Source organism: Salinisphaera sp. RV14, from assembly GCF_052044135.1.
Classification (GTDB): domain Bacteria; phylum Pseudomonadota; class Gammaproteobacteria; order Nevskiales; family Salinisphaeraceae; genus Salinisphaera.
The window spans coordinates 130,765-146,595 of record NZ_JBQDYF010000007.1 but is presented as its reverse complement, the minus strand read 5'-3'; the positions used below and the strand labels follow the sequence as shown (position 1 = coordinate 146,595).

12 protein-coding genes are annotated in these 15,831 nt (G+C 65.2%); 6 read left to right on the top strand and 6 right to left on the bottom strand.

Features of this window, described 5'->3' with window-relative positions; translation table 11 throughout:
• Window positions 1–111: 111 nt before the first annotated feature.
• Window positions 112–2,325, bottom strand: a complete 2,214-nt coding sequence (locus tag ACS8Y6_RS09660; RefSeq protein WP_440850287.1) for an EAL domain-containing protein — start codon at window positions 2,323–2,325, stop codon at window positions 112–114.
• 319 nt (window positions 2,326–2,644) lie between these two features.
• On the opposite strand from ACS8Y6_RS09660, the gene ACS8Y6_RS09655 reads away from it, so the two are divergent.
• Entirely contained in the window at window positions 2,645–3,190 is a 546-nt protein-coding gene (locus ACS8Y6_RS09655) for a hypothetical protein (RefSeq protein ID WP_440850288.1), read from the top strand.
• Between the two features lie 221 nt (window positions 3,191–3,411).
• Here the strand turns inward: ACS8Y6_RS09655 and ACS8Y6_RS09650 are convergent, their stop codons facing one another.
• Together ACS8Y6_RS09650 and ACS8Y6_RS09645 are read right to left on the bottom strand one after the other, a co-directional pair.
• Window positions 3,412–5,100, bottom strand: coding sequence for a methyl-accepting chemotaxis protein (locus ACS8Y6_RS09650; protein ID WP_440850289.1), 1,689 nt, complete (start codon window positions 5,098–5,100; stop codon window positions 3,412–3,414).
• A 513-nt stretch (window positions 5,101–5,613) separates the two neighbouring features.
• Entirely contained in the window at window positions 5,614–6,369 is a 756-nt protein-coding gene (locus ACS8Y6_RS09645) for an SDR family oxidoreductase (RefSeq protein ID WP_440855455.1), read from the bottom strand.
• Between the two features lie 100 nt (window positions 6,370–6,469).
• On the opposite strand from ACS8Y6_RS09645, the gene ACS8Y6_RS09640 reads away from it, so the two are divergent.
• Window positions 6,470–7,366, top strand: coding sequence for an AraC family transcriptional regulator (locus tag ACS8Y6_RS09640; RefSeq protein WP_440850291.1), 897 nt, complete (start codon window positions 6,470–6,472; stop codon window positions 7,364–7,366).
• Window positions 7,367–7,881: 515 nt separating this feature from the next.
• On the opposite strand, the gene ACS8Y6_RS09635 is transcribed toward ACS8Y6_RS09640, so the two are convergent.
• Window positions 7,882–9,489: a winged helix-turn-helix domain-containing protein gene (locus ACS8Y6_RS09635; RefSeq protein ID WP_440855454.1), complete on the bottom strand. Its 1,608-nt coding sequence runs from the start codon at window positions 9,487–9,489 to the stop codon at window positions 7,882–7,884.
• A 452-nt stretch (window positions 9,490–9,941) separates the two neighbouring features.
• Between ACS8Y6_RS09635 and ACS8Y6_RS09630 the strand changes: the two genes are divergently transcribed.
• Complete coding sequence (locus tag ACS8Y6_RS09630) at window positions 9,942–10,391, top strand: hypothetical protein (RefSeq protein WP_440855453.1); 450 nt, start codon at window positions 9,942–9,944, stop codon at window positions 10,389–10,391.
• 302 nt (window positions 10,392–10,693) lie between these two features.
• Here the strand turns inward: ACS8Y6_RS09630 and rsgA are convergent, their stop codons facing one another.
• Together rsgA and ACS8Y6_RS09620 are read right to left on the bottom strand one after the other, a co-directional pair.
• Entirely contained in the window at window positions 10,694–11,803 is a 1,110-nt protein-coding gene (gene rsgA / locus ACS8Y6_RS09625) for a ribosome small subunit-dependent GTPase A (protein WP_440855452.1), read from the bottom strand.
• 192 nt (window positions 11,804–11,995) lie between these two features.
• Entirely contained in the window at window positions 11,996–12,946 is a 951-nt protein-coding gene (locus ACS8Y6_RS09620; protein ID WP_440850295.1) for a LysR substrate-binding domain-containing protein, read from the bottom strand.
• A gap of 110 nt (window positions 12,947–13,056) precedes the next feature.
• Here ACS8Y6_RS09620 and ACS8Y6_RS09615 point away from each other — a divergent pair, with 110 nt between their 5' ends.
• From ACS8Y6_RS09615 to ACS8Y6_RS09605, 3 genes are all read left to right on the top strand, one after another.
• Window positions 13,057–13,845, top strand: coding sequence for an alpha/beta fold hydrolase (locus ACS8Y6_RS09615; RefSeq protein WP_440855451.1), 789 nt, complete (start codon window positions 13,057–13,059; stop codon window positions 13,843–13,845).
• A gap of 491 nt (window positions 13,846–14,336) precedes the next feature.
• Entirely contained in the window at window positions 14,337–15,311 is a 975-nt protein-coding gene (locus ACS8Y6_RS09610; RefSeq protein WP_440855469.1) for a DUF72 domain-containing protein, read from the top strand.
• 90 nt (window positions 15,312–15,401) lie between these two features.
• Window positions 15,402–15,704 carry a DUF3144 domain-containing protein gene (locus ACS8Y6_RS09605; RefSeq protein ID WP_440850298.1) on the top strand — a complete coding sequence of 101 codons (303 nt, stop codon included), beginning with the start codon at window positions 15,402–15,404 and terminating at the stop codon, window positions 15,702–15,704.
• The last annotated feature ends 127 nt before the right edge of the window (window positions 15,705–15,831 follow it).

Genomic DNA, 15,831 nt, shown 5'->3' with positions numbered 1-15,831 from the left:
CCCGGCTCTGGGGGCCAAAGGCATTTCGATCGGTGACTTCAGCGAAGCGCCGGCGACCTTGGCCGCAAGATCACCTCGTCGCCTGACGGATATTCGAGTCCGGCAGCCGGCTCAGGCCAGCAGACCCGAGAGCGGCTCGGGCCGGTGAAGGCCAAAGCCCTGCATGAAATCCACATCGAGTGTCCGCAGCTGGGCTGCAATGGCGTCGTTTTCGACAAATTCCGCGATCGTTTGGATCGAGCGTCGGCGTGCGACGAGCACCATGGCTTCGACCACTTCGCGATTGCGGACGTTGGTATCCAGCGTGCGGATGAAGCTGCCGTCGATTTTCAGGTAGTCGAAGTCGAACCGGTTGAGATAGTCGAAGGTGGCCAGGCCGGTACCGAAGTCGTCGAGCGAGATCGCAAACCCGGCCGTTTTCAATTCCTCCAGGATCGTCAGCGCGACATCCCAATCAAGGATTGCTTCGGTTTCGGTGACTTCGAAACAGAACAACGACGCGGGCAAGCCGCTACGCTCGAGTTCATTCCGGACATAAGCGCTGGTTTCCGAATGACTCAGGCTCGATCCGGATAGATTGATACTGAATTGATCGTAACGGGTCGCCCGATCGGCCCGCGCGGCGATGTCCGTGAACGCCTGGCGGATGACCCAGCGATCAAGCGGCACCATGTAATCGAATCGGTTCGCCACCGGCATGAACTGGCCGGGTGAAATCCAGCCGCCGTCAGGTCCGACCATGCGTAGCAGGAGTTCGATCTTATGGCGCGCGCCGCAGTTGCCGATCGGCCGGATCTGCTGCCCGAACAGCTGGAATCGATCGTTTTCAAGGGCCCGCTTGAGCTGCTCCAGCTGCCTGAGTTCGGCCCGCTGGTCGGCCAGCTGCGCCTGGTAGTGGGCGTCGAAATGAACCGTCTGCACCGACGTGCGCGTCATGTCCGTGGCCGTGTGACGGCTGGCCGTGATCACATCCTCGATGGCGTCGCTGTTGGCAAAGGGCAGCCCTCCGATTGTGACGTCGACCTGATATTCCCAGTCTTCGGAGCGGAAGATTCTGCCCTTGATCGCGGCCGCAACCCGGCGCACCCGCGAGTCCACCGCGTGGATATCCGTATAGGCGATCACGGCGGTATAGATTCCCTGGTCCAGGCGCGCCAGCGCAGCCCACTCGGCCACCGGGATCAGGGCATCGCGCAGCATCGCCAGTGTCCAACGCTCGCAGGCATCGACCAGCGCCACCGGCAACAACTCGCGGGAATAAACAAAATCCCGCAGGCACAGGGTCAGGCACATGTAATGGTGAGTGTCGGCGATATCGGTGCGGCGGACATAATCCACCAGCCCGGCGCGGTTGAGTTCACCGGTCAGCGCGTCATGGTGATTGGCGTTGCGCAGCGACGCGATGAGCCCGGTGCGTTCGATGGTCGTCGCCATGACAAGCTGGGTCATGATGGCCAGCACGCCGGCGAATGAAAGCCCTTCGCCCAGCGCATTCCATGCCTGGTGGCTGGTTGTCCAGGTGCCAAGATATACCCCCAGCAGGGTGCAGATCACCGCGATCGGCAGGGCCAGCAGCGCGCTGCGCACATAGCCGGTGAGCGCCATCGCGATCAGCAGCGGGAAGAACAGGTAATCCAGGCCGCGGGCATAGTTGTAGCGGTTGAGTATCGCGAACGCCAGGCTGGCCAGCAGCACCAGGCCGAACAGCAGCGCGAACAGCGCCGCCCATGGGTCGATGTTCAGCCGCTCCGGCGTTCGGCACCAGTCGAAAAAACGCTGCATCGGTGGCGCAAACAGAATTACGCCGATCGCCTCGGGTAACCACTGAAACAGCCATACGCCGAGATAGGGTTGTTGGCCGAAATAGCCGAGCTGATGATAGGCAAAAGCCAGCGCGGCGGCCGCGGGCAGCAGCGCCAGCACCGCGACGTATCCGTAGAAACGCAAGGCGCCAGCGAGAGAGGATAGAAAATCGCGCTCGCGGACATGGCGCCGGTGCAGTTCGGTCATGGCAAACAATTCGAAGCCCTGTTCGGCCATGAACAACAGACAGATCGATGGCGCGTAACCGTGCGTGGTAAACCAGGCCCCGACCACCAGCGGATAGGCTATCAACCAACGCCGGCCAAAGACCCAGGCAGCGGCCAGCGCGATACCCAGCGGCGGCCAGACTGCGGACGTATTGGCCGAGCTCGGTACGCTCAGAAAGCGGCTCAGGTCGGCGCTGATCCATATCAGGATCGCCGGCAGGAGAAAAAATACCCATGGGCGAACCCGCACTTGCAGGTTGATGAGGCTCGTGTCGACGAGAGCGGATAAGCGCATTCGCGAGTGCACCATGCGTGCCGGATATCGGTGCGAACCGCAAAAGCGGCGGCCAGCATCCCTGTGTTTGATTCCTGGGCGGTTGATCGCGTCTCGGCCCGCGCGAATTGTATCGCAAGCAATGTTCAAGAAACGGGCCTATCTGGCTGTCAATTGAGACGGGGCCGGCCCGCAGCGTGTATGAAAACGGGTCTCCCGGCCGGACGCTTGTTGAGGCTGCCCATCGGCAACGGGAATGGACAAGCGGGCAGGGCGGTATCGGGCGCATGTGCCGGTATCGGCATGCGCTACAATTTTCTTTTTAATCGCGGGTGGTTGTATGTCATTTTTGCGACGTTTTCTGATCGGTGTCAGCGTTGTGGTGGCCAGTGCGGCGATGCCGGCCCTGGCGGCGTGCCAGCCCGATGCGGCCGGCTATGATTTTCCCGCGCAGCGGATGGATAGCGCATTGCAACAGTTCGCGCACACCAGCGGGTGTCCGGTGCGGGTCGATCTGGGCCGGTACGGCCACCTGAAAACGTCGGCGCTGAAAGGCCGGTACACGCCAATCGACGCACTCGTGCGGCTGGTGCGCGGCACCGGGCTGGAGGTGCACGTCGACAACGGGAGCTATGCCGTCAACCGAGCCGATCGTGCAGCCCTCGAGGCCCGGATCGCCGCCACGCGCAGCGCCATCTCGACCGCCCGGCACGGCGGCATCATCGGCAAGGCGCGGGCGGCCGGTTTCAATCAGCAGCTCGATAGCGTCTGGCACAACGCGCAGTCCCTGATTCGTCGGCAGGGCTTTCTGAGTGCGGCCGAAAAGGCGAGCTTCGATCGCCTGATCGTCTACATCAGTGGCCAGCTCGTAGCCGCGGGCTCGTGATCTGGGCGCGCCAGCTGTGCGCCTGCATCGCATCAATCATGCGCTTTGTTCTTCGACCTTGCCCTGCGGCGTCATGGAGATCGGCTGCACAGGCGGTGCCCGCCTGCAGCCACGGCTGATGCCGGGCGCATCACGACTGATCATGCGCACAAGGCGCCGGCGGGGTGCCCCCAAGATATAAACCCGCCGTCCGCGCCGTATTACGATGGCTGGCCTGCCGTTTATACCGGCAGGCTTTTAACCGCCGGCGCCGGCACGGAGTTATCGCGCGTGGCTGCTGTGGCATGCGGCGCCGATCCCTGCACCGGCGTCTGCGCCGGGGCCGCCGCATCCGGCGCGCGCGCTGCGTCATCCGCTTCGGCCGCGTGCAGCTTGAAGAAGGCGACCCGGGTCTTGAGCGCTTGTGCCTGTTCTTCCAGCGAGCGACTCGCCGCCGCCGATTCCTCGACCAGCGAAGCGTTTTGCTGGGTGACGCCGTCCATCTGCGAGATGGCAAGGTTGACTTGTTCGATCCCGCTCGATTGCTCCTGGCTCGCGGTCGCGATCTCGGCAACGATATGACTCACCTTGTGAATACTGGCCACGATGTCTTCCAGCACTTGGCCGGAGCGTTCGACCTGTTCGGAACCGCCAGCCACTTTCTGCGTGCTGTCTTCAACCAGGGTTTTGATGTCCTTGGCCGCCTGGGCGCTGCGACTGGCAAGTGTGCGGACCTCGGACGCGACCACGGCAAAGCCGCGGCCCTGTTCGCCGGCCCGGGCGGCCTCGACCGAGGCGTTGAGCGCCAGCAGATTGGTCTGGAAGGCGATTTCGTCGATCAGGCCGACAATTTCGCTGATCTTCCGGCTGGATTCTTCGATATCGTGCATGGATTGCACGGCGTTCGCCGCAACCTTCTGGCCGTCCCCGGCCTGATGGCTCACGTCCCGGGCGAGCTGATCGGCCTGGGCGGCGTTATCGGCGTTCTGCTTGACCGTCGAGGTCATCTGTTCCATTGAAGCGGCGGTCTGTTCGAGGCTGGCCGCCTGTTCCTGCGTGCGATTGCTCAGTTCGTCGTTGCCGGCCGCGATCTCGCCCGTGCCCATGGCCACCGCATCGGCGCTGGTGTGCACGTCTTCGACCACATCGCGCAGGCGTTCCCGCATGGCTTCGATACCGTCGATCATGGCGCCGAACTCGTCCCGGTACGGGTTGTGCATGCGCGTGCCCAGATAGCCCTGTGCGATCGCGGAGACGAAACCGCGGGCAGCGCCCAGCGGGCGCAGGATCATGCGGCCCAGCAGAAGCGCGGTCAGCAGCACCGCGACCAGTACGAACGCGGTGACGCCGATACCGAAATAGCGTGCCTGCACCGCGGACCGGTGGGCGCGACCGTAGACCTGCGAGGCCGTGGCCATCTGACTACTGCGCAGTTGATGCAGGTTTTTCTGCAGGCTGTCGAGTGTTTTGCCGAGCTTGCTCGAATACAGCACCGACGCGCCGATGGCGTTGTTGTTATTGGCCAACGACACGAATTTCTTCATCTGCGCGTCGGCGGTCTGGTACGTCGCATTGGCGGCCTTCGCGATCCGGGCCTGGTCCGGCGAGGCGACCAGCGCCGGATAGTAGGCTGTCCACGCCTTATCCAGCCGGTCGTGGATTGCGGTCATCTGGTGGGCCAATTGTTCGATGCTGCCCGCGGCTACGGAGCGCAGCTGCGCCTTGTGGTCCTGATCCAGTTCCTTGAGCAGGTCAGTGGCGTCGGTGATTGCACTCACGCCCTGGAAATTCTTCGCATAGATATTGTCGAGACTGGTGCTCAAGCTCTGGACCGACCAAATCGACACCGCGCCAAGTACCGCGACCAGCACGAATGTCAGGCCGAATCCCAAGCCGAGCTTGGCTTTTATGCTTTTTCTAATATCCAACACGGCAGGTTACCTGTAATGAATTGAATTGCCCCGGCCGATTGCACCGACCCTCCTCCCGAACACTGCCCGGCGCCAAGGCACCGGGCAAGGCACGATCGACCGGATAAAACCGTCCCACAGCCGATTATCGGCATCGGCTTTACGATCTTTAAGATATTTCGGGATGGCAGCGCCGCGCTCCGTTCGGCCGCCGCGTGGGGTTCCGGTATTTGGGGATATCCCGATGTCGGGCCCCGGGGGCGGGCGCGCGGTAAAAGACGGGGGCCGTGCCGCACATCCTGAATTCCGGGCGCCGGCGTTGCCGAGAATCCCATTCATGCCGTGGCGGGCAACGCTGTAATGCGCGCTCGCGACCAACCGATGTGCACGACCGACCATGGATGAGGGCGGCCTGCGAACGCGATAGTGCGCCAGGGCCGCATGCCGCGACGGTCATGCGGCCGCATGGGAGGCGGGCGAGGCCCGCGCAACACGGCCGACTGCGCGGGCCGTGCCTGAATCGAACTGTCTTCGTTAGGGGGCTGAGATACCTGTCTCCCGGGCCAATTCGACGGCATCTCTGCCTGCGGGTATACGCGACGGGGCGGCCGCGTCGGTCGCCGCTCGCCATACCGCCTCGGCTACATCCGCGGCATGGGTTAGCGGGCCGCTGGCGTCGGTTATTTCGGCGACCGCTCGCTGGATCAGGTCGGCGTAGTCGGGGCTGTCCAGCCCCTGGCGATGAGCGTTCTCGCCGAAGCGCGTCTCGGGCGAGCGGCCGGGGAGCACGGTTCGGACCGCGATGCCGAACGGTGCCAGTTCGATGGCCATGCAGGCCGTGAACGCATTCACGGCCGCCTTGCTGGCCGTATACAGGGACAGCAGCGGCAGCGCCTTGAGGGTCACGGTCGAGGTGACGTTGACGATAGTGCCGGCACCCCGCGCGCGGAACTGCGGCAGCAGGGCCTGGCACATCGCCATGGCGCCGATGGTGTTGGTTTCGAACAACGCCCGCGCCAGGGCCGGCTCGGTCAACTCGAACGGCGCGGCCGCGCCCACGCCGGCGTTGTTGACCAGCACGTCGATCGCACCGGCGGCCTCGACGGCCGCGGCTACGCTGGCTGGATCGGTGACGTCGAGCGCGAGAACCTGCAGGCGCGGGGATGTCGGCAGCACCTCGGCGCGCGGCGTGCGCATGGTGGCGATGACGTGCCAGTCGCGGTCGAGAAAATAACGCGCGGTTTCGAGGCCGAAACCGGACGAGCAACCGGTGATCAGAACCGTCTTCATGAGAACTCCTGCAAGTCAAACGCTGAGTGGCTCACGATAGGCGCGACCGTCCGCACTCGCTACAATCCAGAATCCGAATTTCATTCGCGAGCGTCCGGTCTTGATCGATCCCCTGGCCGAGGTGGTATCGCTGCTGCAGCCCAGCATGCGGTTTTCCAAGTTGATCGTAGGCGCCGGACCGTGGCGCGTGCATCGCAGCGATCCGGGCGATCTGTTCTATTGCGTTGTGCTGGAAGGCGAATGTCTGGCTTCGCCCGACAGCGGGGCGCCGATTCATCTCATGGCCGGCGATTTCCTCCTGGCGCCATCGGCGCGCGACATCGTCGCGTCCAGCCAGCCGCCGCCGCTACTCGATGGCACGAACTCGCCGGTGGCGCTCGACGAAGGGATATTCCGGCTTGGCGCGGCGGATGCGGCACCCGATCTGCGCCTGCTGCTCGGCCATTGCGATTTTGAATCGCCGGATGCGGCACTACTGGTTTCGTTGTTGCCGCAACGCGTGCACGTGCGTGGGCAGCGGCGGCTCGCGATGCTGGTCAAGCTCGTGGGCGAGGAGTCGCGCGCCGATCGGCCGGCGCGCGCCATGGTGCTGTCGCGGCTGCTCGAAGTGCTGCTGATCGAAGCCCTGCGCGGCACAGGCGAAACGGCCGCTGCGCCGGGTCTGGCGGTCGGGCTCGCGGATGCTCGCCTGGCCGGCGCGATACGTGCCATGCACGCCGAACCCAGACGCGCCTGGACGGTCGCCGAGCTGGCCAGTCAGGCCGCGCTGTCGCGTTCGGCGTTTTTCGAGCGCTTTCGTCGGACGGTGGGGCTTGCTCCGATGGCGTATCTGCTGGCGTGGCGCATGGCGCTCGCCCGGCAGATGCTGGGCAGCAACAATAGCCGCATCGCCCAGGTTGCCGAGCGCGTGGGCTACAGCTCGGCCAGCACCTTCAGCGTCGCCTTTACGCGCCATGTCGGCATATCGCCCGCACGGTACGCGCGCGACAACCAATGAATTCAGGACGGCATCGCCATCGATGCGCGGCCGCGTTTCGACGGTCGTCGCGAAGCCTTGGAAAATAAAGGAGGGACAGGTGCCGGCTTTTATTTTTGAAGGCGTTGAAAACAGCTGATGAAGTCAGCGGTTTTGGTGCCGGATTAATAATCAGCCCGCTGCGTGTCGCAGCTAATCAGGGACCGGTTCGGAACAAGGGTTGCGGCGTGATGGCGGTGGATTGGTATATCGTTCCGGAAGCTTTTCGATTGGGCGACCGGGGTGCGAGAAGGTCGGTATCGAGTTGACGGACTGGTTTTCCGCCCATTCGGTCGGGCCGTGGTCGCGAATATTGGCTGCCTGCGACTGCGAACCATCCAGCGGACCGTGGGATAGGTCGGACTCCAGCGCTTCGGCTTGGTGTGAGCAGCCGCGGCTAACGTCCTCATCGGGATGGTGCCACGCACCGTGGCGGCCCGGGCCATGAGTTGCCGCGGCTGCCGGCGGCCGTGTCAATACAAACGATTGCAACGGGCTCAAGGTGTTCCGGGGCCGGGCGGGCCAGCCAGCGATGTGTCGTCGCGAATGTCCGCAGGGACGATGTCGCTGCCAAAGCGTGGGACAAGGAGTGCCACCGGACGGCGCATGACATGCCGGCGGTGAGCCGGGTCGCGGAAGTGACGCGCGGTGACATAGTGCATGAAGCGTAGTGAAGCCCGGGCGCGGTCTCGATCCATCGCCGCCATGGTGGCCTCGATCTGTGGACTCAAGTCGATGCGCGCGGTGGGTGCGAGGAACAGCCCCAGCTCGTCGCGGGTGGCCGGTTTCACGCTGTACAGCTCGTCGACCACTGCGGCACCGCCCGGGTCCAGCGCCATCGCGGCCTGGCTCTTGAGAACCAGCAGATAGATATGAAAGCTGGTGCCGTGATCGCTCAGTTCCAGGGCCTGATCATAGAACTGCAGCGCGCGGTCGAGTTCGCCCTCCCACATCTGCAGTTGCGCCCATACCGTGAAGCCGGCCGCGAGCGCGGCCGTGGTTTCGAGCGCATGGGCGGCGATCGACAGTGCCTGTTCGCGGTTGTTCTTATCCGCAAAGTAAAGCAGCTTGGCCGCGGTGAAGGTGTGGCTGGCGTCGGCCGCTAAATGGGGCAGGGCCTGGTTGACCAGGCTCTGGATCTCGGCGTCGTTTTCGTCGCGTTCGTCGGCCGTCATCAACAGGTCGACACCGGCCAGGACGTACCGGCTGTGCAGCGTCGTCGCCAGCGCAATCCGTGCGGCGTGGTCCGCCGGGTTCTCGCGCAGCCGTCGCCGCAGTCGCCGGGCGGCGTCTTCCCAGGTTTCGCAGCCGACCGCCATGACCCGCGAGGCGGCATGCAGGCTGACCGGTAATGGCCCCAATGCCGAACAGGCAGGCCCTGGCCCGCCGACCTGCAGACTGGCCCATATCGCGCCGGTGATCCGTATGGCCAGTTGCGCCGCGCGGGCTTCGATGGCTTCGATACCGCTCCAATCGGGCGTGATCGTCAGACGATCGGCTGCGATCGGCACCGGCGTGCCGAACGACCGCAGGCGGTACACGCAGTCCAGCCCCCGTGCGGTGGTTTTCACGAAGCTCAGGTCGACAGCGAAACGTGGCGGGTCGCCGCTGAATTGTTCGCCACTCGGGCAGTCCGCATCCAGGACTACGGCGCGCTCATCCGGGGTCAGTCGGTCAAGGCGGTGGGCGAGTGCTACCGCGAAGGCCCAGCCCCGGTCGTTCAGGTTTTCGGCGAACTTCAGCCCATGCACCGGGCCGACAACGATGAATGCGCCGGCGGCAGGGCGTTCGGCCGGCGCCGACGGGCCGATCCATACGTAGCCTTCGCCGTACCGGGTGGCGATATACAGTGGGTCGCGCGCCGAGTCGGCGAGTTTTTTCCGCAGGCAGTGGACGATGAAATCGACACTACGGTCGGTAGCCTCGCACTCCAGGCCGGAGATTGCATCGAGCAGGGTATCGCGAGCCAGCACCGAACCCGGTCGGGAAAAAAATACCCCGAGCAGCGCCCGTTCGGCGCGCGTGAACCGGACTTCATCGCCATCCCAGCGGTGGGTCGCGCGATCGAGCGCTGGCTCGAAATGCCATAGGTCTGGATGATTCATTTCCCGGCCCCGACTTACTGGCTAAATATATCGGTCGCGCTGCCTGATATCGGTTGCAGCCGGTATACGGGCTTGCATCCGAACAAGACTTTATTCACGAGGAGGCGAAAATTTAACCAATTGCCGTTACCATAGCGGCTGACGCTGAAAACGACCAATATCCGGTGAGCGGCGGTGAGTTGGCGTGGCGCGCGTGGCCGCATCACACGGGAATGGCGCTGGCCGCCGGCCGAGCCACATGTGACCGTGCCGTTAAGCGGGTGGCAGCGTGGCGTGGCGTGTTATGGCAATGGGCGCTAATAATTGGCCAACATTGTTGATCTAGTCTGCCATTGTGCGCCTGCGGGCACCGATGCCGGTGCCGCTGGAAATATCGCCGCGACGCGGGATAACCGCAAATGGTGGATACGCCGGAACAGGTCCGTTATCGCGGTGCAACTCGAGGGACCGTCGTGACAATCGAAAATACAGAGCACCCAGGCGATCGTGAATGCCTCGGGCAGACCGAGGGTGAACGTCGGGCGAGCGAACTCATCCAGCGTGAACTGGCCTGTTGTTGTGTCGATTTCGCCCTGCTGCAGCGTAACGGACGGCTGAGCACGCAAAGCCCGCTCGCGCGCGCCATCGAGATGTTGCGGCCGAGTCATGGGTTGATGGCGCGGCGCCGTGCTGTCGGGCTGATGAATCGCTATGCCCGACAGGCGGTTGCTGCCGGACATGCAGACCGCGCGGCCGACGAGGTCCTGTTCTGTCTCGACTGCGCCTGGACCGGCGATTATCGGGAAACGGCCGACGGCGATTGTCCCGAGTGCCGGGAGGATGGCTTCCCGGGCCGGCTGCGCGCCGGCGATGGCAATCCGCTGGAATTCCTTGCGGGCGTTTGTGCCGGCGCCGCGCGCTGAACGTGGAAGTTATCGTGCCGTGCGCGGCCATGGCGCTCACGTTGGCACAAGCGCGGTTTTCGCCGCTCATGCCGCAGAAGCGGGCGGGCCCGGGTGACCCGCTCTGGCAATGAATGGATTGGTCGGGGAATAGCGTCGGCGTGTGTCTTCAAAAACGTGCCATCGGTGACATCCGCGGCTCGATCAGCCGGACTGCAGCGGCATGCATCCTGTCCGGGGCCCCTGTCTACAGATCCTGAAGCCGCGAAAAGCCCGTGGCCGCGCAACGCATTCGAAGCGGTTTCCGGAGGCGCCGACCGCGATCAACGTCGCCGGGGGGCGGATTTGGGCCGTCGTTTCGCGGGCCTGGACTGGCTCTTGGCTTGGGTGCTGGCCTGGCGCGATTGCCGGTCGGCGGCGCCGGTGATCTCGCCGTGCAGCTTTAGATAGTTTTCCAGGCGGGCCGGGTCGATGGTGCCGACGACCACTGCCGCACGCAGGGCGCAGCCGGGTTCCTGCTGGTGCTGGCAATTTCGGAACCGGCACTGCTCGGCCAGTGCGTTCAGGTCGGCGAAGCTGGTTTCGGCGAGGTCTTCGTCGCCGGTCGGCTTGAGTTCACGCATCCCCGGCGTGTCGATCAGGCAGCCGCCCGAAGGCAGGGCGATCAACGCGCGGTGCGTCGTGGTATGGCGACCCCGGGCATCACGCGCCCGGACCGTGCCGGTCTTCATGTATTCGCGTTCGAGCAACGTGTTGGTCAGCGTGGACTTGCCGGCGCCGGAACTGCCCACGACCACGGCCGTTTGTCCCGGCGTAAGCCAACGCTGCAATACGGCCACGCTGTCGCGTTGTCTGGCGTTGACGGCATAAACGGGCACGCCCTGGGCGTCGAGTTCGCGGGCCAACGCGCGTGCCCGTGTGGTGTTCGCACCGTCCACGCCGTCCTGGGTATCGGCCTTGGTCAGCACGACAACCGGCTGTGCGCCGCCGCGTACCAACAACAGGTAACGCTCGATACGGCGCGGGTTGAAGTCGCCGTCCAGACCGCAGACGATGAATACCGTATCGATATTGGCGGCAATCACCTGCTGACCATAATGCTCACCGGCCGCCGCGCGCTTGATCGTACTGCGGCGCGGCAGCAGCGCCACGGCTTTTGCATGGTGTTCGGCTTCGCCGTCGATCAGCAGCCAATCGCCCACCGCGGGGCGTGCGTCCGGCGCCAGGCGCGGCCGCTGCCACTCGGGCAGCGATTCGACACGGAACCCGCGACCGCTGTGCTCGGCAACGATGTAGCCGGAGCGATGCTGCTCGATCACGCGCGCCGGACGGCTTCCGGGATGCGCGGCGATGACGGGCTTCCAGTCGCCGGATGGCGGCCAGCCTTCGAATGGCCAGCCAATGGCCCGGAGCGCGGTGAAATTGAAGCTCAAACGGCGCAATGGGTGCGATTTATGGGGCTAGTCTACCGCGCGCGGCCAGGTTCGACAGGGCTGTGGGCAGGCACGGCATAACGTGGCTCTTGGCATGTTCATATCATGCCGATACGCCGCGCCATGCGGCGTTGTGGTCGTTCGCCGTCTTGCCAGAGCCGGTGCATTGCCGCTTCGGGTCCGACACGAAATTCAGTGGTGTGCCACGGTGCGAGCCGGTGTTGCCGGGCACGAGCCCGCGCGAACGCGACCGTCCGGCGGATCGCGCAGACAGGCCACCAGATGATCGATCAGGGCGCGCATTCGCGCCGGTTGGTGGTGGCGATGGGTGTAGACGATCTGCAGGTCGAGATCGGCCATGCGATGGTCGTCCAGCAACGGCACAAGCCGGCCGGCATCGAACGATGCGTCGAGGGCGAACCTCGGTGCGTACACCACGCCGAGGCCATCGGCGGCGGCCTCCACCAGATGGCCGATGTCGTCCGAGCGCATCAGCGTCGGGCCGTCGATCGGGTACGCTCGATCGTCGCTGTCACGAACCATCCAGTCGCCGGGCGAACGGGCTTCCGAAAATACAAGCCGCGGTAATCGGCGGATTTGCGCCAGGTCGTGGCGCTCGTGCGCGGCGAGCAATCCGGGCGCACAACCCAGCCCCATGCGAATGGGGCCGATATGGCGCGCATGCAAGGCTGAGTCTGGCAGCTGCCCGATGCGCACGGCGAGGTCCAGCCGGCCATCGACGAGATCGGCATAGCGCTCGTCCGTGTGCAGGTCGAGGGTGATCTGCGGATGGCGGCGGCAGAACGCGGCCAGTATCGGCGCCAGTCTGATGGTGCCGAAGACACGCGGCAGGCCGAGCCGGATGTCCCCGGCAAGCTCGCTGTGGCCGCCGCGGGCCTGGGCATTCGCTGCGGCCAGGGTGTCGACGATCTGTTTGGATGCCGCCAGGTAGCGTCGGCCGGCCTCGGTTAGCGACAGTGCGCGCGTGCTGCGATGCAGCAGTCGCGTCTCAAGTCTGGATTCGAGCACGCTGAGATACTTGCCGGCCATGGCCGGCGACAGGCCCAGCGCTCTGCCGGCCGCCGCGATGCTGCCGTGTTCGACGGCGGCAATGAAGACTTCGATTTGTCGCAATCGGTCCATGCATAGCAGTCGATCGTTTGACGATCGACGGTGTTTCTTGTGGGTCTCATTCTATCGTGCCGCGATTGTCTGCAGGCTGGCGACTTCACCAATACCCGGGAGGGGATGCCATGATGATCCAAACCAACAGTGCCGTTCTGCACGTTACTGACCAGGGTGATGGGCCTCGCACGCTCGTATTTCTTCACTATTGGGGCGGTTCCGGCCGCACCTGGACCGAGGTGGCGAGCGCGCTCGCCGGCCGTTACCGTTGTCTCTCGCCCGACTTGCCCGGCTGGGGCCGTTCCGGGCCGTCGCGCTACGGCTATCGGGTGGCGCATCTGGCGACCGCGGTCGGCGAGATGATCACCGCGCTTGCGCTCGACGATGTGGTACTGGTGGGCCATTCCATGGGCGGCAAGGTCGCGCAGTACCTCGCCGGCCAGCGCCCGGCCTGGTTGTCGGCACTGGTGCTGGTGGCGCCGTCCCCCGCGCTGCCCATGACGGTGCCGGAATCCGGGCGTCTCGCCATGCAATCGGCCTATGACACGCCTGCGAGCGTCGAGCGAACGCTCGATCAGGTGCTGACCGCGACGGCACTCGAGGGGGCGATGCGCGAGCGCGCTATCGCCGACTGCCTGGCCGGTCAGCCCGACGCCAGGGCCGCGTGGCCTGCCGTCGCGATGCTCGAGGATATCACTGCGACGACACGACGTATCGATGTACCCACACTGGTTGTCGCCGGTGAGTGCGACCTTGTGGACCCCGCGGCCGTTCTGGCCGATCGGCTGGTGCCGTTTCTGCCGGAGCCTGAGGTGCATGAACTGCCTGCCGTCGGCCATCTGCTCCCGCTGGAGGCGCCGACGGAAGTCGCCGGGCATATCGAGCGATGGCTGGATGCGCGTCGAGTCGCGGTTTAGGTTGCGTTGGTACGGCCGATAACAGCCCAATGGATCGGGTCGACGTGGCGCGTGTCGCGCGCGCAGGGCCTGCATTGGTGCGAAACGTGCCTATTCGATCGCAGGGATTGCGGGAGGTCACGAGCATGGCTCGACATCGCAGGGGGCGGAGCGCGGCATGGCAAGGTTGCCAGTTGCGGGAAGCCAGGCGTGCGCTGGAAGAGCGCCGGCAAAGACTGCGCGAGGCGGCGCAGGTGTTGGGCCCGGCGTCGCTCAAGTCACCGGAGCGCATGTAAGCGCCCGTTGCAACAGGCCGGAGCGGGCCGCGTATTCGAAAATGCCGGCAACGAGCGTGCTCCCGGGCATGTATTTCCAGCCCGGCCACGCGAAAGCGCTGCACCTCGTTTGCCGCATGCGACAGAATGGCTCGATCCGCTTGCCCCGATGGTTGACCGATGGTGGCCGAATCCCAAGGCGCCGCGCCGCGAAGTGGCGGGTTGTTCGACGACGACATGGCGCTCGAACCGGGCGTGCAGCCCGCCGCGCCGGATGCCGCCACCCGGGCACTGGCGGCCGAATTGCCGTCACGGCTGCGGCTGGGTACGTCGTCCTGGCATTTCCCGGGCTGGGCCGGCCGGGTCTGGGACCGGCTGTACACGGCGAAGCAGTTGTCGCAGGCGGGGCTGGCCGCTTATGCGCAGCATCCGTTGTTTCGGACCGTGAGCCTCGATCGTGGCTTCTACCGTCCGTTGACCGTCGCGCAGTACGCCGCGTATGCCGAACAGGTTCCGGATACGTTTCGTTTCGTGGTCAAGGCACCGGCGCGGGTTACGGATGCGTTGATCCGCGCGTCCGGCGGCAAGGGCCGGGCGGCCAATCCGGATTTTCTGGATGCCGATGTGGCCTGGCGCACGTATGTTGCGCCCGCAAGTCGCGGGCTCGGCGACAAGCTGGGCGCGCTGGTGTTCCAGATCAGCCCGCTGCCGGGGCGCTGGCTCGGCGGGATCGAGCGCCTCATCGACCGGCTGGACGGCATGTTGCGACTCGCCGGAACGGCTTCGAACGACGCGCCGGCTGTGGTTGTCGCGGTGGAGGTGCGCAACCCGGAATGGTTGCGGCCGGCGTTTGTCGAGGTGCTCAAGAGCACGGGGGCGACGTATTGCCTGGGCCTGCATCCGAAGATGCCCCCGATCGCGACACAGTTGCCGATCCTGCGGGCGTTGTGGCCGGGCCCGCTGGTGTGCCGCTGGAACCTGAATCTCAAGCACGGCGCATTCGGCTATGAGAAGGCGCGCAACGACTACGCGCCGTTCGACGCGCTGGTCGACCCGGATACCGACACGCGCGCCGCGCTCGCACGCGTGATCGCCGGCACGGTCGGCGCGGGGCAGCCCGCCTATGTGACGATCAACAACAAGGCCGAAGGCAGTGCGCCGCTGACGGTGCGGGCGCTCGCCGAAGCCGTGCGGGCAGCGTCACGGTCGTGACCGGGTCGGCCTTGCGCCGCCCGGCCTGGGATCGTGAGCGACGAATTCGATATCCTGCGCGCTCTATAACCGATTCAACGGGATGACCGCATGAGTGGACAGAGCCTTTCGCCGGCGTTTCGCGCGCGCGCCGACGCCGTGATCGACTTGCTGAACCGGCAGGCCAACGAAGCGCCCACCGGCCAGGTGAGCGCCTCGGTGATGTACGCCACGGCGCGCTTCAATGCCTTTCAGGTGGCGGCGACGTCGGAAGATGCCGAGCAGATGAAGGCGGAACGCGAGAATGCCGTGAACTACTTCACCTCGCAGTACCGCAAGATGTTCGAAGACCATTTCGACGAGTGCCTCGCGCATTTCGATCGCTATACCGGCGGCGGCTCGCAGACGAGTTGAGGCGTTGCTGTCGACGGACTGCGGCCCGCGGCAGAACGATCACAGCCGGCTGACCGCCGGTGGCATGCCGGTCGGGCCGGATCGGGATGATCTGGCCAGGCGCGACCGGCAGGGCAGGACGCCGCCG